An 18317-nucleotide genomic window follows, 5' to 3' on the forward strand; every position below is an offset into this window, starting at 1 on the left:
AAGGTGGTTGTCTGCTTATTATTCTTCATTTAGTCGATCTGGCATCATGTTTTCCATAAAACCCCAAACGCCATTTTGTAATACGAGTTCCTCACGTTCGTAAGTAGAAACCGTGGTGCGGATCAACTCATCTTGACCGTCTAAGACTTTTTGTCCCCAATGAGGATCGATCAATAATGCCCGCCCCACTGCAACAAAATCTGCATGTTCTAGCAAGCCCGCGGCATCTTTCGACGTTCGGACATCCCCTACACCAATCAAAGGAACCCGCTGAGCGATTTTTTCATAGACATACGCCAACATTGATTTTTCTTGATACGCTTTTGAAATCGATTTACGGGTATAATCCGCAAGAGAAATGTGCAGATAGTCTAATCCTTTTTCTGCCAGTTGGTCCACTAAGAACAACGTATCTTCAAAGCGAATCCCTGGTTCTTCGAATTCTTCCGGTGAAAACCGATAACCGACGATAAACTCCTTCACACCTGATTGGTCTACTGTTTCCAATACTTCATCGACGAGCTTCTCAATAAAACGATAACGGTTCTCTAGTGAGCCACCCCATTCATCGGATCGACGATTTGAGTGAGGAGAAAAGAATTGTTGGATCAAATACGTATTGGCTCCGTGGAGTTCTACGCCATCAAACCCCGCCTTGATCGCCCGTTCGGTAGCTTTTTTAAAGTTTTCAATAATCGCTAATATCTCATCCACCGTAACTTCCCGGGGAACTTGGGCATTTGGTCGTTCAGCTGCAACCGCGCTGGCGGATATGGGTTGTGTGCCTCGTAAAACTGAGTCATCCGTCATCCGACCGGCATGAAAAATCTGTAAAATGGCTTTGGTCCCATTTGTTTTGATGGTGCTGGCTAATTTGCTTAATCCAGGTAAAAAGGCATCGTCATAAGCGCCTAATTCCCCTTCCCAGCCCTTGCCATCTTCTTGGACATTGGCTGCCGCTGTGATGACTGCTCCGACTTCCCCAGAGCGTAAGCCATAGTAAGCCAACTCATCTTTCGTAATCACCCCATCAAAGAAGGACATCTTGGTCGTCATTGGTGCCATAATGATTCGATTTTTCAACTGTAATCCGCGCTTAAATGTTGCTTTGTCTGTTACATTTCGCATGGGTTTCCCACCTTTTCCATTGGATTCATTTCGCTTTGTAAATCTGACTGGCTTGGTTACCTAAGGAGATCCTTAAAGCAAATCGGTGCATTTTTTTCTCTTTTGCCAAAATATACATGCACATGCATCTATATTACAAAAGAATCAAGGAGAAAACAAGTGAAAACATCTTTAGTCTAGCATTTCCTCCAAGACTTTTTCAAAAACGACTTTTGAGCGCTGCAGTTTCTTTTCCCCTGATTGGGTCAAATCAATATAGATCCCCCGCTTATCCTCTTGACAAGAATGCCGTTCGATCACACCACACAGGTTGTCTTCCATGCGCATGATCATGCGTGACATCGCACTTTGACTCAAATCAAAATGGGCGATCAAATCGTTGAGGCGCATGCTATGATTGGGGGTCTTTTCTAAGTAATAAAGCACGTAATACTCATTCAAAGACAGATTGCTTTCTGCTTTGAGGGCTTGCTCCAAACGAGCTTCGATCGCTTGATGCTGATTCGTAAAGGCTAACCATTGCCCCATCCGTTCTTTTTCCATCCTCTTCACCACCCCATTCTCCTATACCAAGGTATTTTAATCTAGATCCCTGCGTTACGCAAGCCGCCAGAAAGCTTCGCCACTATGGCTGAAACTTTATTATACAAAACTAGCCAGCTGCTGCGGACGTTAATGAATATTTTATGATAGAATTGGCGAAAAATTCAGCAAAAACTTCCTATTCTTTTTCAGTGTTCTGGATTACAATATCTTTAACATTAAAGAATATTTAAACGCTATGTCAGCAAAATTGTGCATTTAGACACAATAGTTTGCTTGTTTTAGATGCTTTAGTATTCTAAAGAAAGGATGAAGTAAACAATGAAAAAAACATTTTCTTTGATTGGGACACTGATGCTCGTCAGTTTGGGGCTTTTGACAGGCTGTAACAACGAAAAAGATACCGCGCAATCAACAAGCGAGCTAAGTCAGAGTCGTGTGTCTACTGAAAGCAAAAAAAGCACGACGGCGCAAACGACTGAAAGCAGCTCCTTAGCGTCAAGCTCCACTTCAAAAACTTCAACCACAAGCCAGCAATCGACGGATCACTCTGACGCAACGCAAACAACAGCAAGCTCAGTATCCACCAATGAGTTGCCATATGCCGTTGATCTTTCCCAATATGGCCCTTCACTGACTTTTTATTTCCATGGCGTCAATGTACCAGATGCTGTCACGATTCAAAATACGAGCCCATTGATCATTTCGATCGGCGACAGCGCAAGCTATGAAGCACAAGTCGATACGATCGCAACAAAAGAGATTCGCGTGTTTTCTGCGAAAAACAATGAGATTCGCACAGTAAAAGTGAACACTCAGTTGACCTTTTCGAAAGGGATCACTTCCAATGGAAATCCTGATTTTAACCAAAACCTGTACCTATTTACAAATAAAGAGGGTGGTCTATCTTTAATCACACCAAATTATGCGGGGAATGTCAGCGATGACCAACGAGATGTGATGTTAGAAGTACTTCAATAAACGAAAAACAGGGAAACGAAGCGTGCTTCGTTTCCCTGTTTCGTTACCCGATCATCACGGTTTCATCAGGATATTTGTAGCCAGCTTCTTGTTTGTTGGCTTTTTTCATCAATGAAAAAGCAACGGTCATGATGCCGACTCGACCAATGAACATCAAAAAAATGATCAGTAGTTTGCCAAAAACCGACAAGTAAGGCGTCAACCCCATGGTCAACCCCACGGTTCCAAAAGCGGAAAAAACTTCAAAGGCAATGGTTGGCAACCCAAAGTTTGGGGTTTGCGGCATACGCTCAGTGATCGACAATAAGAAAATCGCTACGAAGCATAACGTCAAGGTAAGAAAGAACAACGTAAAGGCACGCGATACAGCAGATTCTTTGATCGTGCGACCGAACACTTCCGCTCGACTGCGCCCTTTCAATAAACTGCGGATCTTGATGATCAAGACTGCAAACGTCGTTGTCTTCAATCCCCCAGCCGTTGATCCAGAGGTCCCGCCGATATACATTAAAATCATCGTCAGCATCAAGCCTGCTTGACTCATTTGTCCGTAATCAATACTGAAAAATCCCGCGGTTCTTGGGGTGACCGCTAAGAAGAGGTATTGGAAAAAACGTTCGATGACCGAGTCACCCGTGATCAACTGTGAATTGGCTTCGGTCAAAAAGAACCCTGCCGTTCCAAAAACCACCAAAACGATCATAGCGATCCATGCCAAGCGACTATGCAGGGACCGTTTTTTGGACGCCGTATGCAGGAGATCGAACCAAACGAGAAACCCAAGACCGCCGGCAATGATCAAGAAACTGATAATCCCCAGCACAAACGGGTCATTTTGAAACCCTACCATGCTGTTTCCAAACAAATCAAACCCAGCATTACAAAAGGCCGAGATCGCATGAAAAACACTGTACCAAAGGCCTTGCTCCCAACCAAAACGGGGCACGAATGCAAAAGCCAGCAAGATAATCCCGCTGACTTGGATCAAAAAGGCGATCCGAATCAGGTACCATGCCAAATGGATCTCTCCAGACATCCGATCCAGATTCAATGATTCCCGCAAAATCATCCTGGTACTAAGATGGACTCTTTTTCTCGCCAAGATGTAAAAGAAGACGGGAATCGACATGAAGCCGATCCCACCGATCTCAATCAACATCAGCAAGATCCCTTGGCCCCAGAGATTGTAATGGTCGGCTACTGTCAAGGTCGAAAGACCCGTCACGCAAACAGCCGATGTGGCAGTAAACAGTGCATCTAAAAAGTTGGTACCTTCACCACTTTGGGTGACAGCCGGCAGCATCAGTAAGCCAGTTCCTGCCAATATCAACAAAACGAAGACCAGTGTGACGATCTGCGGAATCAAAAAGCGTTGCGATGCCAGCTTTTTTTTCAAACGATTTCTTTTTTTCATTTTCATTTCCTTTGACCTTTTGCAAAAACCAATGGCTTGGTAATCCTAGTTTATTGCAGTTGTTTTTCACTTATCATACCATTTTATTTTGATTTATTCTTCACTTTGATCATTCTTGTTACGTTTGCTCGTTCATTTTCTTCCAGCCGCATTTTGATTCCATAAATGGCTTCTTCCAGCTCGGGAATCGTCAAATATTCTAGGGCATTGACGCGTCGGCGAGTACGTTCGATTTCCCCTGCCATCAATTGACAGGTCTTTTCGATTTCCGTTAGCTCCAACAGCTTCGGCATGGCGTCGGTAAAACGGGCGACCGCATTATCTAACGGAACATTGGAATTCAAAAAGCCATATTCGATCGGCGCTTGCATCACCGTATCGTCATAATCAAAATGCATCACTGGCACTTCCACACTCATGATATTTTTCGTGGATAACTCAAGGGAGACCTCAGTTGCTGGTAAAATAAACATTTCTTCAATGTATTTTTCATTGATCGTGGCATTGGCTAAGCGAAATGCCTTCATGGCACGCTGCAATTGTTCTTCTACTTCTTTACGCAAGTGGTCATTCTTTTTGATCAATTCAATAAATTGACGCATGAGTTCGTCTTGTTTGTCTTTTAATAATTTATGTCCGCGTTTGGCTGTCGCCAATTGTTTGCTGAGGCGCGACAGCTCCATGCGGGTTGGATTAACGGTTTTTTGCGCCATTGTTCTCCTCTCCCGGTAAGTATTCCGCCAGTAAGGCATCGCTGATCCGCTTCAGTTCGACTTTTGGCAGCATCGCCAACAAGTCCCACCCTAATTCCAAGGTTTCGATAATCGAACGGTTGGTGCGGTACCCTTGGTTCAAGTATTCATTTTCGAAGCGTTCTGCAAATTTGGCATAGGTTTTATCTACTTCCGACAATGCCGATTCTCCTAAAACGACTGCCAATTCCTTGGCTTGCTTTCCTTGAGCATACGCAGAAAACAACTGGTTCATCGTTGCGGCATGGTCTTTGCGTGTCTTGCCTTCGCCGGTCCCTTTATCTTTTAACCGTGACAATGACGGCAAGACATCGATGGGCGGCTGGATGCCGTTTTTATACAAATCACGAGACAAGATGATTTGTCCTTCGGTGATATAGCCGGTCAAATCGGGAATCGGATGGGTTTTGTCATCTTCTGGCATGGTCAAAATCGGCAGCTGGGTCACTGAACCTTTCAAGCCGCGAATCCGTCCAGCACGTTCATATAACGTGGATAGATTGGTATATAGATACCCAGGATAGCCGCGACGTCCTGGCACTTCACGACGAGCAGAGGAGATCTCCCGCAAAGCTTCACAGTAGTTGGTCATATCCGTCATGATCACCAAGACATGCATGCCCTTTTCATAAGCCAAGTATTCGGCCGCCGTCAGTGCCATTCGGGGAGTAGCGATCCGCTCGATCGCTGGGTCATTGGCTAGATTCATAAAGACGACAGAATGGTCGATGGCGCCCGTTTGACGAAAATCTTCCATGAAATATTCAGCTTCTTCAAAGGTGATCCCGATGCCAGCAAACACAACAGCGAAATCATCTTCTGAATTCAACACTTGTGCTTGACGCGCAATTTGCGAAGCCAATTCTTTATGAGGCAGACCAGATCCAGAAAAAATCGGTAGCTTTTGTCCCCGAACGAGCGTATTCAAGTGGTCGATCGATGAGATCCCCGTTTGAATAAACTCATCAGGATAATCCCGCGCTGCTGGATTAATCACTTCGCCGTTGATGTCCATAAATTTTTCTGGAACGATCTCTACTCCGCCATCTTTGACCCGACCTAAGCCGTCAAAGACTCGCCCGATCATTTGCTCGGAAACGCCTAATTCCAAAGGATGTCCTAAAAAGCGGACCGCAGATTCCCGCAAATTGATCCCGCCGGTTCCTTCAAAAATTTGGACCAACGCTTTGTCTTCTTGGATCTCAAGTACTTGTCCTTGCCGCGTTTCGCCGTTTTGCATGCGGACTTCGATCAACTCTTCGTATTTGACACCGGAGACGCGATCGACGGCCATCAATGGTCCGACGACTTCTCCAATCGTTTTATATTCCTTGATCATCAGTGCGGTCTCCTTTCTGTAAAATTTCTTTCATCGTTGCTTTGATCTCTTGATGCAAAGCAGGAATTTTTGCTAATTCTGCTTCAGGCAGGTACTTCATACGTGCCACTTTGTCTCGCAATTCTTCGGTCCCTACATAGATTTCTGAAAGATACGCACCTAGTGTCAACGCATCTTCCGCTTCTTTGTGGAGCAGCAAGATCGTTTCCAGCATTTTGAACTGCTTTTCACGAGAGGTAAACGTATCAACGTCGTCAAAAGCGTTTTGCTGCAAGAAATCTTCTCGCAAAGACTTGGTGGTTTCCAGCAATAACTGATCTTTTTCGGATAAAGCGTCGATGCCGACAAGTCGAACGATCTCTGACAACTCAGATTCTTTTTGCAGCATCCGCATGGCTTCTGTTACTTGTTTGGACCAATCTACTTGCATTTGTTGGTCCAAAAAGGCACCCAATTCGTTTTCGTATAAAGAATAGCTCTTCAACCAATCGATCGATGGAAAATGACGCTTTTGCGCTAAGGTGGCATCTAAGCCCCAAAAGACTTTAACGACCCGCAACGTATTTTGGGTAACTGGTTCTGAAATATCACCGCCTGATGGTGAAACAGCGCTGATGGCAGTGATGCTGCCTTCTTGATCAGAACCTAAGCAAATCGCTTTTCCAGAACGCTCATAATACTCTGCCAAGCGGCTGCCTAAGTAAGCCGGATACCCTTCATCCCCGGGCATTTCTTCCAGACGACCAGACATTTCCCGCAGTGCTTCTGCCCAACGTGAGGTGGAATCCGCCATGATCGCCACGGAATACCCCATGTCTCGGAAGTATTCCGCAATCGTGATCCCAGTATAAATCGACGCTTCCCGAGCGGCTACCGGCATATTGGAGGTGTTAGCGATCAACACGGTTCTCGCCATTAAAGATTCACCACTGCGAGGGTCGATCAACTCTGGGAACTCGTTCATTACATCGGTCATTTCATTGCCGCGTTCGCCGCAGCCGACATAGACGACTAGGTCGACATCCGCCCATTTGGCGATTTGGTGCTGAACGACAGTCTTCCCTGCACCAAAAGGTCCTGGAACGGCTGACGCCCCGCCTTTAGCGATTGGAAAGAAGGTGTCGATCACTCGCTGGCCTGTAATCATTGGTTCGACTGGATTCAGTTTTTGCTTTACAGGACGACTATGACGAACGGGCCATTTTTGCAGCATCGTGAAAGACCGTTCTCCTTTGGGGGTATCTAAAATATAAATCGTTTCATCGATCGTAAATTCCCCCGCATAAACAGCCTTGACTGTTCCTGAAACGCCATGAGGAACCATGATCTTGTGATTGATCAACGGTGTTTCTTGCACGGTGCCGATGACCATCCCGGTACTGACTGCCGCGCCGACTTCCACGGTCGGTACAAAAGGCCACTTTTTCTCATGATCCAACGCAGGCAATTGCACCCCACGCGTCAAGAAGTTGCTTTGGGTGACAGACATGAAGGTTTCTAAGGGACGTTGGATGCCATCAAACATTTGTGACATGATCCCAGGCGCCAATTCTACGGATAGCGGTTCACCGGTGGTTTCGACTGGTTCACCAGGTCCGATCCCGGACGTTTCTTCATAGACTTGGATCGAAGCGACGTCGCCGCGCATTTCGATGATCTCACCGACCACGCCTAAATCTCCTACATAACAGATATCTTCTAAACTTGCATGGCCCATATTTTTGGCTAACACCAATGGACCGGATACTTTAATAATTGTTCCTTTTTCCACAACATCGGCTCCTCTCTATAGTATGTTTTGCCCAACTGCTTTTTCGACATTTTCTTGAATCATTCGTTTGCCGATTCCTCGGGAACCATCGTAATCAGGAATCAAGATGACTGCAGGTGTCATTTTTTGTTGGACTTTTGCTAATTCATCGGGAATCAGCTCGGCACATTTTTCAGTCAGGTAGATGATCGTACTGTTCTTCATTAATTTTGCCAGCGCCTGCTTCACTTCTTTTTCTTCCGAGGCATAGCAGACCTGAAAGCCAAATAGTTGAAAAGGAATTACGGATTCTTTCTCGCCGATCACGCCGATTTTATGAGTCATAGTGCCGCATCCTTTCTCTGATTTGTTCTTCCGTAAAGCCGCTGCGTTTGCCTACCAGCAAGATACGCAGATTTTGCAGTTCCAAAACCTTAGCATTCAAAAATACGAGTAAAGGCAGTGGTCCTAAAGCATCCGTTTGAGCTTGACCATAGCTTTCTGTGATCAAATTGTCTTGTAAAAGTGCCAAGCCAGCAAAGTCGATCACCTGTTCATGAATCAAAGGCCGCAACACTTCCTGATAATCACTTTCTAATAAGAAGGCTAAAAAGTCGCTATAGGACGCATCCGCAAACGCTAAAAATTCTTCTTTCGGGATACTGCCGACACTCACTAGGACTGCCTCCATAAAACTGCGCGATCGTTTTTGAAGTACACAACGAGCGGCGATCGTCATATTGGTCAGATCGATCATCTTGATGACAGCTTCTTGTAGCTCAGGGATCTTGATTTCATCTGCCAGTCGCCGTTGTTCATGTAAATACCGGCGATCGTAAATGATATCGATGCCTTGCAGCACGGCGCCGCCTTCTAAGTACTCCCGCACCTCTTGGATCGTAGTCACGATTTTCTCAGGCAATACCTCTGAGGTTCCCGTTTTGATGGCGGTCCGACACTCATCGATCGTGTAAAAACCATCTTCGATCAGTAGATGATCATAATCTTTTCCAGTGACTGACTCTTTGGTCAAGACTTTTAGATTATGGAAAGTAAAAGGCATCATATACAGTCGGAGGACCTCTTGATCAGGAACCAGCTCGGCCAATTCTTTGATCGTCTTTAACAATTCTTCATCGAGATAGGTTTCGAATCGTTCATGAAAATCTGGCTTCAAATAGCGTTGATAATGGGTCTGCTGCAAGACAGCTTCGACTTCAGCAAACCCTTTTGCTGCAATCATTTGCTCGACTTCTTGCGACTTTAACAACGTCATCTCTTTCAGCCGAATGATTGGATTCAATTGATGATAGTTCCTCATGGATCAACCTCCTTGTTGTATGATCTGCAACCACCGTTCCCGGGTTTCTTTCTTGTATTCATCAAGCAATACTTGATAGGTAAAATTGTATTGAATGCCGTTGTCATCCACCAAAAAGCCTGCTTCTGACAATGGTGCGCCTGCTTTGATTTGATACGGTAGTTTTGATTGACAAGACGTAAGCCAAGCGGCATCTAGATGGGCTGCTTGCTCAGGACCAGCGTGGAAGGTCACCGTCCCACTGATCGGCAGCTGTTGCAGCACATTTTCAGCAAATGACTGCAGCTCTTCTGGCGTCCAGGCAACCATTTGTTGATACGCTTGCTCAAAAAGTTGTGTCAGGTATTCGTTTTGTTTCACCATTTGCTGCTGCTTAGCGGCACTTGCTTGGCGATTCAGCGCTTGCTGATAATGTTTTTCGGCTTGCTTTTTTGCTTGCTGGGCACGAAGCTGCAAGTCCGACTCTTTTTTCGCCCAGTCACGTGCCATCGTTTCACTGATCCTAGCACGTTCAGCGGCAGCCAAACGTTCCCGTTTTGTCTGCGCTTCTTGGTCTAGTTCAGCAATCATTTTGTCGATTGCATCCATACCTTCGCCCCCTTTAAATCGTTCCTAAAAGTAAGAAAGAAATAACAAAGCCTAAGATGGCATACATCTCAACCATTACTGAGAACATGACCCCTTTAAAGAAATGCTCTGGTTTCTTCGCTAAAATTTGAATCCCAGCTGCAGCGACCTTCCCTTGGGCCATTCCTGAGAATAAGCCAGTAAAGGCAACTGGCAGTGATGCCATCAAGTACGCCATACCAGTCACTGTCGACATTTCACCACTTAAGCTACCATAGATCATAAACGCAATAACGAATCCGTATAGTCCTTGCGTTCCGGGAAGCAATTGTAAAATCAAGGCTTGTCCAAACTTCTCCGGCTGATTCGTCGTTAAGGCTGCCGCTGCTTCACCAGTTTGGCCCACCCCTTTGGCTGAACCGATCCCAGAAAAGATCGTAGCGATCCCCATTCCGATAATTGCAAACACCATACCACCATTATTATTAATTAAGTAATCAATCATTTATTGTCTCCTCCATTTTCTTTATCAAAATCAACGTATTTCTCACTTGGCTTGAAGGTTTCAAATTGGCGCCCCCCACCAGTGAAAAATTTTCCGAAAAACTCTACATATTGTAAACGTGCGGCATGCACATATGCACTCAGTAACGATAAAAAGATGTTTAAAGCTTGTAGGACAACCAATAAGAGAATGCCTACAGAAAAACGAGCGGCTGGCGGCAAGTAGCCCACCAATAAGTTGAAAGCTGCTGCGATACTCCCACCGGAGATCCCTAATGCCATCAAGCGGCTGTAGCTGACAAAGTCGCCGATGTAACTGGTCACACCGTACAAGTCATACAACCCTAAAAAGAAGCCGCCCACTTTGGTTTTCCCTTTCAGAATCGGTACCACGATGATCAATAAGGCACTAAAGCCTGCTAAAATCAAGCCGACGGTTGTTAGTGCTGGGACATCGATCAAAAGATTGCCTGCGGCTGCCACTAAAAGACCACTCAAAAGTCCTAGCCACGCAAAGCCATCGTTGACTGCACCTAAAAGATCCTTTTTGCGGATATTTTCTTTGGCTGCTAAATAAAGGCCTGTAAACAGTTGGATCCCACCAAAAATCATGGATAGACCAAAGATCGCCATAAAATCTTCGGAGGGTGATAAAAGTTGGAAGGGCAATGTAGCGCCAAAGAAAGAGCCGTAGACTGCGCCCCAAATCATAGTTGGCACGGACAAAATCTGGAACAATTTCAGAAACCGTTTGGTCCCTTTGGGCAAACGCATGGCGTGCAGCCCGATCGTGGTCGCTACAGCCATTAATGCACCATAACCTAAGTCAGCCACCATCATACCAAAGAAAACATAGTAAAAGGGCGTCATCCATGGGGTTGGATCGATCTCATCGTATTTTGGCAGGCTGTACATCTCCGTCAACATTTCAAAGGGTTGAATAAACGAGGCGTTTTTTAGCTTCGTTGGCACTTGATTGGCAGCAATCTCCTCTGCAGTGGGTTCTTCAAACGAATAGTAAATCTCGTTGGCAAAGGATTCTTGGACCATTTCCGCCACTAACGGTTGATCCTTTTCTGCGATCCAGCCGCGCAAGAGGGCAAAGGTCTGACCAGCTGCTAAGCGCTGCTGCATCATTGCTCGATTCTCACGAGTCAAAAACAGTTCTTCCGCTTGCTGTAACAGGATCAGCCGTTGTTTGTGCTGACTGATTTCTGTAATCAGTTCTTTGCGCTGCTGGGTCAAGGAAGTCAACGCTTGTTTCGCGTTTTGCAAAACCACTTTTGGTGATTCGGATGTTCGACCGGTTTCTTTCTTCACCCCATATCGGTGAAACAATTGGAACACTTGCTCTTCGATCGCTGCTAAAAATAGGCAGCTGAAATTGACTTTTTTTGGCTCAGAATAGATCACTTCGATATGAACCTCTTCCAATTGTCGCAAGGCTTCAGCTAGATCTTCCCAGCGTGGGCCTTCGACACGCCCAGCAAAAAAACTTGTATGAGCAGGTGCTTCGATCTCCAACGGCACGTCAAGATTTTGCCACTGTGTCGCCCATTCTTCCGTCTGCGTCGCTGCTTCGATCGCTTCGATCGTCTCTACCCAGCGCTCTTGCAAATTCTCGACTTCAACCAGCTCCGTCAATGCTGCTGCTTCATCGAAGCTTGTTTCAAAGTCCGACAGCCGCAAGGCATCTCGTTGCCATTCTATGCCTTTTTTCGCATCACCATTTTGGCGAATAAAGCGGATTGCTTCTTGCAGTCGACGAATCATTGGTTGGTGAGAAGCACCTTCTGGGGTGGCTCCTGCAAAAAATTCCCGTAGCCAAGTTTCGTTCGCTTCCTGCTCAAATACGTTCTCGATTTCAACAAACTGCATCGTTTGCAGCTTCGTCAATACCCTTTCTTGGTAGTGCTTCGGGGTGATCAACGTTAGTTTATTTAGTTTGGTTACTGCCATAAGTTCCGATCACTCCTTCAACGATCTGTTGAACCGCTTGCTCTTGGAAGCTTTGCATATTTTTTTGGTAACGATCTAACACTTGCTGGGTCTCTTTTGCCAGCTGCTGCTTTTGTGCTTCTAGTGACTGTTGCAACTGGTCTTCGACTGTTGCTTGTTCCTGAGCAAGGGCTTCTTCCAAAGCGGAAGCCCGCTCTTGCAATGCTTGTTGCTGCTGCGCTTCTTCCGACTGCAGTTCTTTTTTCAAAGCGAGCAATTGCTGTTCATTGGCTTCTTCTGCTTCTCGTAAACGAGTCAAAGCTTCTCTCATCGATTTCCCTCCCATAGTGATTTATATTCTCAACTGAAAAATAAACAAAAAAAGCATACCTCACGAAGAAGTATGCTGATAACAAAAAAAGGCCAGCATTCCTCCAAGAATGTTTGCCTCACCCCTTGGCAAACCTGATCCTTGAAGCATAAAAAATGCTCAACCTTTGTCTATTTTATTTTTCAATTCCTGAACTATTATAGCAAAAAAAAATGTTCCCTTCAAGTAGAATCGTTTTTTATGAGAAAAAGACGATTTCTACTATTGTATGTTCGCTCGTAATTCCACTGCTCTTGGCTGTCCGAATAACCATTACTATTCGTTCAGTCTCTTGGGGACTTTTCACCTAACATTTGTCAGTGATCGGATTGTTCTTACTAAATTGAAATCGGTCAAAATCAATTTAAGCCTTAGAATGGTCTGAATGAAGAACGTTGAGATTTTTTGAAAATGCTAGACATCATTTGATTGGTACCAAAAAGGAGATAACAATTCCAACAACCCGTTCGATCCCTGACAAATCTTAAGTGAGAAGTTCGCTTATTTCGCTTCTCTTTTTATCGATGGCAGCGGTTGGCCCTTTTCTTCACAAATGAAATAACCGCCTCGGTAAAGGCATGTATAAATCTTACCGGGCTCCATTGTTAGGGGAAGCCCATTTTTTAAATACATCGGTTTTCTTTCCATTGAGCTCACCTTGTCTTTCGTGGGATAATAAGTCAAAATAAAAAACAACAGCTATTTCTAATCTTATCTTCAAGATTACCAAAAAATAAACTAATTTTCTAGTTTTTAATCAAAATATCGCAACTATATTGAATATTTTATAAAAAGATGGATATTTATCCGAGAGCGTGTGTAAAGAATGAACAGGAGGAAAAAAGGATGTCAGATGAACGTTGGTTTCAAATAAGAAGAAAGCGAAACATCGAATTAGGAATTTGTTTGCTCGTCGTCCTGCCGATGGTCTATGGCTTGTGGTTTCAACTGGCTTTTTTGATCCATTACATGTCGTTTTTGTTTCTGGTTGCTGTCTTTACTGCAATCTACGAAGGAATTCGTTGTATCTGGGCTTTCATTAGAAAAAAACGATCTTGAGAAAGCTTTGCTCTGCTATAATAAATGAAACGAGCAGAGAGGAGTGCTTCTATGAAACGAATCATTATGGCTTGTGACTTACAACATACCCCCAAAGCTTTACAAGAATCCGCCCTTTCTTTTGACCCCTTTATCCCGGATTCTCGAAGTGTCGCAGAACTTTTTTATTCGGCCTATCATGAAACGACGGATGACGAAGGGGAATCGATTGCTGACTGGCAAAGAGAGCTGAGAGAGACTGCTGACGGAAAATACGGTCCCTTGAGTCCAGAGCTTTCTTTTCGGTTGCAAATGGATAATTATCCTATCGGTGCCGTAGTAACCAGCACGTTTCAAGAGCTTCCCCTGCTATTATTTGTTGTTATGAGCGCAGCCTTTAAAGGCAAAGGCTTATCCAAGCTAATGATGAATGAAGTGATCCAACGAGCAAAAGCCATGGGACTCACTCACCTTTATCTGGTAGTGACGGTTGAAAATCAGCCAGCCTACAAGCTGTATGAAGCATGCGGTTTTTCCTTTGCAGGTGAAAGCTGGGCTGATCTTTCCCCTTAGCTAGGCTCGCAAGTTATCCGTGTCATTTTCTACTATTTGAAAAGGAGCTTCGAACCAATGAATGAACGACTAGCTGCTGCGATCCAACTGCGGGCTGAAAAAAAGCTGCAACAATCAAATGAACAATTGATTCAATTAGCTGCCGAAAATCCCCAAGATGCCTTTGTCCACTACCAAACGGCTTGGAGTTATGATCTTTTAGGGGAAGAACAACAGGCAATTCCTTATTATGAACAAGCAATCGCGTTAGGTTTATCAGAAAACGACTTGCCAGATGCCTACCTAGGTCTAGGCAGCACCTATCGTGCCCTCGGCAAGTATCAAAAAGCCGAAGAAGTGTTTTTACACGCGATACAGCTGTTTCCAAAAAATCATGCTTTGCAAACCTTCTATGCCATGACACTGTTTAATCTAGCCGAGTATGAGCAAGCCGCTGAACGATTATTGACCCTGCTTGCCGAAACCTCTAGCGATCCAGACATCCAGTCTTACCGACAGGCACTTTTGTTTTATGCGGATAAACTCAATGAGACATGGGGTTAGATGTTTCCGTCGGATCAATCAAGCACTCCCTTCTCGATTAAAGAAAGGGAGTATTTCTTTTTTCCTGTCCCTTAATTACTCCTTCGCTATCAGCGCTTTGCTGAATCAATAGCCATCGACTTTCCTATGGTCCTTTTTCCTTCAATCAATACCAAACATCCATTATCGAAAATTTCGATAACAAAACCAATTGACGAGTACTGTCAAATTTGCTAATTTATCTATGCTTTTTTTATCAATATTTTGGAGGAATGACTATGCCCTTTATTGTCTATTTTTTTCTATCCTTATTGATTATTTATATTCCGACACCCACACTTTTGCTATTTTTTCAAAAACTTGCCTCCCAGCATGACAATCTGACGGCTTTTAGCAAACTTTTTCTATTATTGATGATCTTGCTGGATTATTACTTAAGCTATTATTGGTTGAAAAACTGCAAGGTCAAAAAAGCGCACTACCTTTATTTAGTCTTTGTCAATGTCTTCGAATGGCTGATCCACTTCTATCTTTATTCACGATTTGAAACGATCAATCTACTAGTCATTTTGTTGTTCCAAACCGTGCTACTATGCTGTATGATCTTTTTTCCTGTCTCGGAGAAATTTCGCTCATTCCTTTTTACCTAAAAAAAGAGCATCCTTGGTTTCCACATAAAAAATCAAGCTTCTCAATCGTTTCTTTCTAAGAACGGATTTACACGATAGCCCACCTTTGTTACGATTGATAAAAAGGATGTGTTGTGATGTCATTGATCGTCTTGATTGGCGCGCAAGCGGTAGGAAAAATGACTGTGGGGAAAGAACTGGAAAAACGGTTGGATGCAAAACTATTATTCAATCACCAGACCATTGATCTATTTGCGAATTTTCTTGGCTATAGCCCAGCAGCATTTGCTTTGTCTAATCAAACGCGGATCGAACTCTTCAAAGCCTTTGTTCATAATGAAGCCAATAATACGACAAAATCAATCATCTTTACGGTCTTGATTGATTTCGATCAAGCGGGAGATTTAGCTTTTTTACAAGAGATCGCCCAGCTATTTACCGATGCCCGACAAGAGGTCTATTTTATCGAATTAGTGGCTGATATTGAGGAACGTTTAAAGCGCAATTGCCATGAGGACCGTTTAGCCGCAAAGCCGTCAAAAAGAGCGCTGGCTTTTTCTAGAAATGAGCTTTTGTCTTCGTATGAAAACTATCGCTTAGAAAGCCTGCCACAGGAATTAACTACCCTTTTCCCAACGATTCCTTCGCTGAAAATCAACAATACCCACTTGTCACCTGATGAAGTGAGTCAAAAAATTATTGCCCATTTTTCCTTGACTTAAGTGCCAAAGAAACGCCATTATCAAGCTTTGCTTCAATACGAAAATGTCTATTGACTTTGACGCTGCGTCAAGCGGTATCCTCTAATCAAGAGGAGGTGTCAAAATGAAAGTTTATGTTATGCCAATGTTTTACCAAATGAAGACAAAAGATATTGTGCAATCATCGAAATGGTTCACAGAAATCTTGGGTTTCCAGTCATTGTATCAGTTTCGCAATCAAGAAAATCAAGTGATGATGGACCACCTGCGTCTTGCTGACTACCAAGATTTGATGCTGATTGCAGCAGAAGCGTTCACTGTTGGCGATGGGGCAATTTTGAATGTAGCGATGAATGATCTTCAGAATATCGCTCAGAAAATTCCCGCAAAGTGGATCGTGGAACCTTTGATGGAAAAGCCTTGGAATGCCCTTGAAATGACCATCAAAGACCCCAACGGTTATTTGTTTACCCTAACAGAGGCAATAAGAAAAAACGAATCAGACTTTCAAACCTTGATGGACCAAGCCAAGGATTATTTTCAATAAAAGGAACCGAGTAAGAAGAATTGCTTTCTTACTCGGTTCCTTTTTTATATAAAAACTTGATTCTGGCAGCAATGACAAAAAACGACCCTTTCCTAGATTTACCTAGCGAAACTTTTTGCCCCATCAGATGTACCAATACACCGCTTTAGTATATTTTTAAGTATTGAAGGTAATTATTAACACACCTAACTCAGAACATGTTACACTAAGCGAAAAGGGGGATTTCCTATGGAAAAGAAATCGCAGCTTCCGTGGTACAAGCGTAAAAAATTCTACCTTCCAGTTGCCGTCGTCCTCGGCGTGATTGGGTTTCTTCCCAGTCTCGTTTCTCTTTTCGGGGTATCGATCGATGATGAATTCAATCCTGATTACTATTCTGATCCGAATGAACCAATGTTTAAGAAAAAGCAAAACTGACTGTTGCGATGCCGTATGCAGTTTTTTTGACCAACAAAAAAAGAGCAATCACTCGCTGTTGTGTTTGCTCCTTTTTTAAAAGGGATTCGGCAAACCTACGCACCTTGACAGGGTAAGCTGTTTGGGGAGAGGGCGTTTGAATGCGCGAATGAACAGTAACTTATTACGTGAAACCACTTATACTTTTTTCCTGTTAAAAAATCAATTGCTAACCAATCACAAAGGATCGATTATTTGAAGAAAGAAAAAACGTTAGCCATTAGTTCTACAACTTCCCAGGGAAAACTAAAAAAATCAAACATCCATTTCTCCTCCTTTAATTGACTTTCTTCAAGTTTACCCGCAAAATAAAGCTGTAACATATTTGGACTATTTTTCCGTCCACTTTTTTTAGGAGGGATTTTTTGAAGGCCAATGACTTGTTAAAAGAGTTACGAACGGAACGAAATATCTCACAGCGAAAATTGGTTGAGAACATTTCAGAACGCAGTACACTGGCAACCTTTGAACAAAAAGGGCATCGCATCGCCTTTGATATTTTGCACCAATATTTGGACCGCTTAAATGTCACCTTAGAGGAATTTGAGTATCGCTTGGATGACAATCAAGTCAGCGAGAAAAAACAGCTATCCAAACAGTTGACCACCGCTTACTATGAAAGCAATTATTCTGAAGTACTCTCTTTGATCAACAAAGCCCAAGCACTGTATAAAACCACGAAGGATTTTTTCTATTATGTATTGTATAGTCAATTCTTTTTGATTTTAGAGAAAAAAGGCGTAGTTACCGACGAGGAAGAACGTTGCATCATCGAAGCGACCATCAAGAAATACTTGGAACGAATCGACACGTGGGGAAAGTTTGAAATCTCCTTATTTACCAATCTGCTTTTCCTTTTTTCTGACGAGTACATCTTGTATCAAATGAAACACCTGAATAAAAAAATTTTTTTACAGCAATACGCTAAGTATCAATTATCAAATCTACACAAAATTGCTGACGAATGCGGCTTTCTTGTTTATCGATCGCAAAAAACCTGCCGAGTTGGCGCATGTGCTGACGTATCTAGCCGATCACCTGCCGCCGGACAATGATCGTATCCGCCTGATGATTCGTTATTTCGAAGGCATTTACGCCTTGTTCCAAGGAGATCGTACGCTGGGAATGGCCACGATTGAAAAAGCCTTGGACTATCTGCGATTTATTGGACAAGAAGCCTTTGCCAAAGAATTAGAGGTACTGGCTCATAGTATCTAAAAAAACCTGCTGCTTCCTCTCAGTAA

General features: G+C 43.7%; 22 protein-coding genes and 1 other annotated feature. Of the genes, 10 read left to right on the forward strand and 12 right to left on the reverse strand.

Features of this window, described 5'->3' with window-relative positions:
• Window positions 1-18: 18 nt before the first annotated feature.
• Together CXM95_RS11920 and CXM95_RS11925 are read right to left on the reverse strand one after the other, a co-directional pair.
• The gene (locus CXM95_RS11920) at window positions 19-1128 is read right to left on the reverse strand and encodes an NADH-dependent flavin oxidoreductase (RefSeq protein WP_086296968.1); all 1110 of its coding nucleotides are present in this window, start codon (window positions 1126-1128) and stop codon (window positions 19-21) included.
• A gap of 171 nt (window positions 1129-1299) precedes the next feature.
• Complete coding sequence (locus tag CXM95_RS11925) at window positions 1300-1671, reverse strand: MarR family winged helix-turn-helix transcriptional regulator (protein WP_016613534.1); 372 nt, start codon at window positions 1669-1671, stop codon at window positions 1300-1302.
• Window positions 1672-1992: 321 nt separating this feature from the next.
• On the opposite strand from CXM95_RS11925, the gene CXM95_RS11930 reads away from it, so the two are divergent.
• Entirely contained in the window at window positions 1993-2652 is a 660-nt protein-coding gene (locus CXM95_RS11930; RefSeq protein WP_086296971.1) for a hypothetical protein, read from the forward strand.
• Between the two features lie 43 nt (window positions 2653-2695).
• Here CXM95_RS11930 and CXM95_RS11935 read toward each other — a convergent pair whose 3' ends face one another.
• The 10 genes from CXM95_RS11935 to CXM95_RS11980 form a co-directional block, all read right to left on the reverse strand.
• Window positions 2696-4072 carry a TrkH family potassium uptake protein gene (locus tag CXM95_RS11935; protein WP_086296973.1) on the reverse strand — a complete coding sequence of 459 codons (1377 nt, stop codon included), beginning with the start codon at window positions 4070-4072 and terminating at the stop codon, window positions 2696-2698.
• A gap of 77 nt (window positions 4073-4149) precedes the next feature.
• A complete protein-coding gene (locus CXM95_RS11940; protein ID WP_008378868.1) occupies window positions 4150-4779 on the reverse strand; it encodes a V-type ATP synthase subunit D in 630 nt (209 codons plus the stop codon).
• Window positions 4760-6157 (reverse strand): V-type ATP synthase subunit B, encoded by a 1398-nt coding sequence (locus CXM95_RS11945; RefSeq protein ID WP_061054381.1) that lies wholly within the window; start codon window positions 6155-6157, stop codon window positions 4760-4762. The genes CXM95_RS11940 and CXM95_RS11945 overlap by 20 nt, the downstream gene beginning before the upstream one ends.
• Entirely contained in the window at window positions 6141-7928 is a 1788-nt protein-coding gene (locus tag CXM95_RS11950) for a V-type ATP synthase subunit A (protein ID WP_086296975.1), read from the reverse strand. The genes CXM95_RS11945 and CXM95_RS11950 overlap by 17 nt, the downstream gene beginning before the upstream one ends.
• Window positions 7929-7943: 15 nt before the next feature.
• Window positions 7944-8252, reverse strand: coding sequence for a V-type ATP synthase subunit F (locus CXM95_RS11955; RefSeq protein ID WP_005225570.1), 309 nt, complete (start codon window positions 8250-8252; stop codon window positions 7944-7946).
• A complete protein-coding gene (locus CXM95_RS11960; protein WP_086296977.1) occupies window positions 8242-9228 on the reverse strand; it encodes a V-type ATPase subunit in 987 nt (328 codons plus the stop codon). Before CXM95_RS11960 ends, CXM95_RS11955 begins: the two co-directional genes overlap by 11 nt.
• Before the next feature lie 3 nt (window positions 9229-9231).
• Complete coding sequence (locus CXM95_RS11965) at window positions 9232-9816, reverse strand: hypothetical protein (RefSeq protein ID WP_086296979.1); 585 nt, start codon at window positions 9814-9816, stop codon at window positions 9232-9234.
• A gap of 13 nt (window positions 9817-9829) precedes the next feature.
• Complete coding sequence (locus CXM95_RS11970) at window positions 9830-10300, reverse strand: V-type ATP synthase subunit K (protein WP_005225567.1); 471 nt, start codon at window positions 10298-10300, stop codon at window positions 9830-9832.
• On the reverse strand, window positions 10297-12258 hold the full coding sequence (locus CXM95_RS11975) for a V-type ATP synthase subunit I (protein WP_086296981.1): 1962 nt from the start codon (window positions 12256-12258) through the stop codon (window positions 10297-10299). The genes CXM95_RS11970 and CXM95_RS11975 overlap by 4 nt, the downstream gene beginning before the upstream one ends.
• Window positions 12236-12568 (reverse strand): hypothetical protein, encoded by a 333-nt coding sequence (locus CXM95_RS11980; RefSeq protein WP_008378883.1) that lies wholly within the window; start codon window positions 12566-12568, stop codon window positions 12236-12238. The genes CXM95_RS11975 and CXM95_RS11980 overlap by 23 nt, the downstream gene beginning before the upstream one ends.
• Window positions 12569-12679: 111 nt before the next feature.
• Window positions 12680-12733, reverse strand: a sequence feature (sodium ion sensor (DUF1646 type); this cis-regulatory element may regulate processes involved in with the transportation of sodium ions).
• A gap of 720 nt (window positions 12734-13453) precedes the next feature.
• On the opposite strand from CXM95_RS11980, the gene CXM95_RS11985 reads away from it, so the two are divergent.
• The 9 genes from CXM95_RS11985 to CXM95_RS19195 all read left to right on the forward strand — a co-directional run bounded on the left by CXM95_RS11985 (window position 13454) and on the right by CXM95_RS19195 (window position 18291).
• Window positions 13454-13666, forward strand: coding sequence for a hypothetical protein (locus tag CXM95_RS11985; protein WP_008378885.1), 213 nt, complete (start codon window positions 13454-13456; stop codon window positions 13664-13666).
• 24 nt (window positions 13667-13690) lie between these two features.
• A complete protein-coding gene (locus tag CXM95_RS11990; RefSeq protein WP_016613544.1) occupies window positions 13691-14218 on the forward strand; it encodes a GNAT family N-acetyltransferase in 528 nt (175 codons plus the stop codon).
• Window positions 14219-14275: 57 nt separating this feature from the next.
• Complete coding sequence (locus CXM95_RS11995; protein ID WP_008378889.1) at window positions 14276-14761, forward strand: tetratricopeptide repeat protein; 486 nt, start codon at window positions 14276-14278, stop codon at window positions 14759-14761.
• A gap of 257 nt (window positions 14762-15018) precedes the next feature.
• Window positions 15019-15390: a hypothetical protein gene (locus tag CXM95_RS12000; RefSeq protein WP_008378891.1), complete on the forward strand. Its 372-nt coding sequence runs from the start codon at window positions 15019-15021 to the stop codon at window positions 15388-15390.
• Window positions 15391-15506: 116 nt separating this feature from the next.
• Window positions 15507-16091 (forward strand): AAA family ATPase, encoded by a 585-nt coding sequence (locus tag CXM95_RS12005; protein ID WP_008378893.1) that lies wholly within the window; start codon window positions 15507-15509, stop codon window positions 16089-16091.
• Between the two features lie 103 nt (window positions 16092-16194).
• Window positions 16195-16617 carry a VOC family protein gene (locus CXM95_RS12010; protein ID WP_008378895.1) on the forward strand — a complete coding sequence of 141 codons (423 nt, stop codon included), beginning with the start codon at window positions 16195-16197 and terminating at the stop codon, window positions 16615-16617.
• A 228-nt stretch (window positions 16618-16845) separates the two neighbouring features.
• The gene (locus tag CXM95_RS12015) at window positions 16846-17034 is read left to right on the forward strand and encodes a hypothetical protein (protein WP_005234854.1); all 189 of its coding nucleotides are present in this window, start codon (window positions 16846-16848) and stop codon (window positions 17032-17034) included.
• Window positions 17035-17438: 404 nt separating this feature from the next.
• Complete coding sequence (locus CXM95_RS12020; RefSeq protein WP_233499050.1) at window positions 17439-18128, forward strand: helix-turn-helix domain-containing protein; 690 nt, start codon at window positions 17439-17441, stop codon at window positions 18126-18128.
• Window positions 18028-18291: an Rgg family transcriptional regulator gene (locus CXM95_RS19195; RefSeq protein ID WP_442778491.1), complete on the forward strand. Its 264-nt coding sequence runs from the start codon at window positions 18028-18030 to the stop codon at window positions 18289-18291. Before CXM95_RS12020 ends, CXM95_RS19195 begins: the two co-directional genes overlap by 101 nt.
• Window positions 18292-18317: the final 26 nt, after the last annotated feature.

This window comes from Enterococcus sp. CR-Ec1, assembly GCF_002850555.1.
Taxonomy (GTDB): domain Bacteria; phylum Bacillota; class Bacilli; order Lactobacillales; family Enterococcaceae; genus Enterococcus_D; species Enterococcus_D entomosocium.

Bases quoted from the DNA above. Each gene is read 5' to 3' on its own strand.
- CXM95_RS11920 (WP_086296968.1), bottom strand. From the start codon at position 1,128: ATGCGAAATGTAACAGACAAAGCAACATTTAAGCGCGGATTACAGTTG.
- CXM95_RS11925 (WP_016613534.1), bottom strand. From the start codon at position 1,671: ATGGAAAAAGAACGGATGGGGCAATGGTTAGCCTTTACGAATCAGCAT.
- CXM95_RS11955 (WP_005225570.1), bottom strand. From the start codon at position 8,252: ATGACTCATAAAATCGGCGTGATCGGCGAGAAAGAATCCGTAATTCCT.
- CXM95_RS11985 (WP_008378885.1), top strand. From the start codon at position 13,454: ATGTCAGATGAACGTTGGTTTCAAATAAGAAGAAAGCGAAACATCGAA.
- CXM95_RS11970 (WP_005225567.1), bottom strand. From the start codon at position 10,300: ATGATTGATTACTTAATTAATAATAATGGTGGTATGGTGTTTGCAATT.
- CXM95_RS12015 (WP_005234854.1), top strand. From the start codon at position 16,846: ATGGAAAAGAAATCGCAGCTTCCGTGGTACAAGCGTAAAAAATTCTAC.
- CXM95_RS11980 (WP_008378883.1), bottom strand. From the start codon at position 12,568: ATGAGAGAAGCTTTGACTCGTTTACGAGAAGCAGAAGAAGCCAATGAA.
- CXM95_RS11940 (WP_008378868.1), bottom strand. From the start codon at position 4,779: ATGGCGCAAAAAACCGTTAATCCAACCCGCATGGAGCTGTCGCGCCTC.
- CXM95_RS11945 (WP_061054381.1), bottom strand. From the start codon at position 6,157: ATGATCAAGGAATATAAAACGATTGGAGAAGTCGTCGGACCATTGATG.
- CXM95_RS11935 (WP_086296973.1), bottom strand. From the start codon at position 4,072: ATGAAAATGAAAAAAAGAAATCGTTTGAAAAAAAAGCTGGCATCGCAA.
- CXM95_RS11930 (WP_086296971.1), top strand. From the start codon at position 1,993: ATGAAAAAAACATTTTCTTTGATTGGGACACTGATGCTCGTCAGTTTG.
- CXM95_RS12005 (WP_008378893.1), top strand. From the start codon at position 15,507: ATGTCATTGATCGTCTTGATTGGCGCGCAAGCGGTAGGAAAAATGACT.
- CXM95_RS11960 (WP_086296977.1), bottom strand. From the start codon at position 9,228: ATGAGGAACTATCATCAATTGAATCCAATCATTCGGCTGAAAGAGATG.
- CXM95_RS11990 (WP_016613544.1), top strand. From the start codon at position 13,691: ATGAAACGAGCAGAGAGGAGTGCTTCTATGAAACGAATCATTATGGCT.
- CXM95_RS11975 (WP_086296981.1), bottom strand. From the start codon at position 12,258: ATGGCAGTAACCAAACTAAATAAACTAACGTTGATCACCCCGAAGCAC.
- CXM95_RS11965 (WP_086296979.1), bottom strand. From the start codon at position 9,816: ATGGATGCAATCGACAAAATGATTGCTGAACTAGACCAAGAAGCGCAG.
- CXM95_RS12000 (WP_008378891.1), top strand. From the start codon at position 15,019: ATGCCCTTTATTGTCTATTTTTTTCTATCCTTATTGATTATTTATATT.
- CXM95_RS11995 (WP_008378889.1), top strand. From the start codon at position 14,276: ATGAATGAACGACTAGCTGCTGCGATCCAACTGCGGGCTGAAAAAAAG.
- CXM95_RS12010 (WP_008378895.1), top strand. From the start codon at position 16,195: ATGAAAGTTTATGTTATGCCAATGTTTTACCAAATGAAGACAAAAGAT.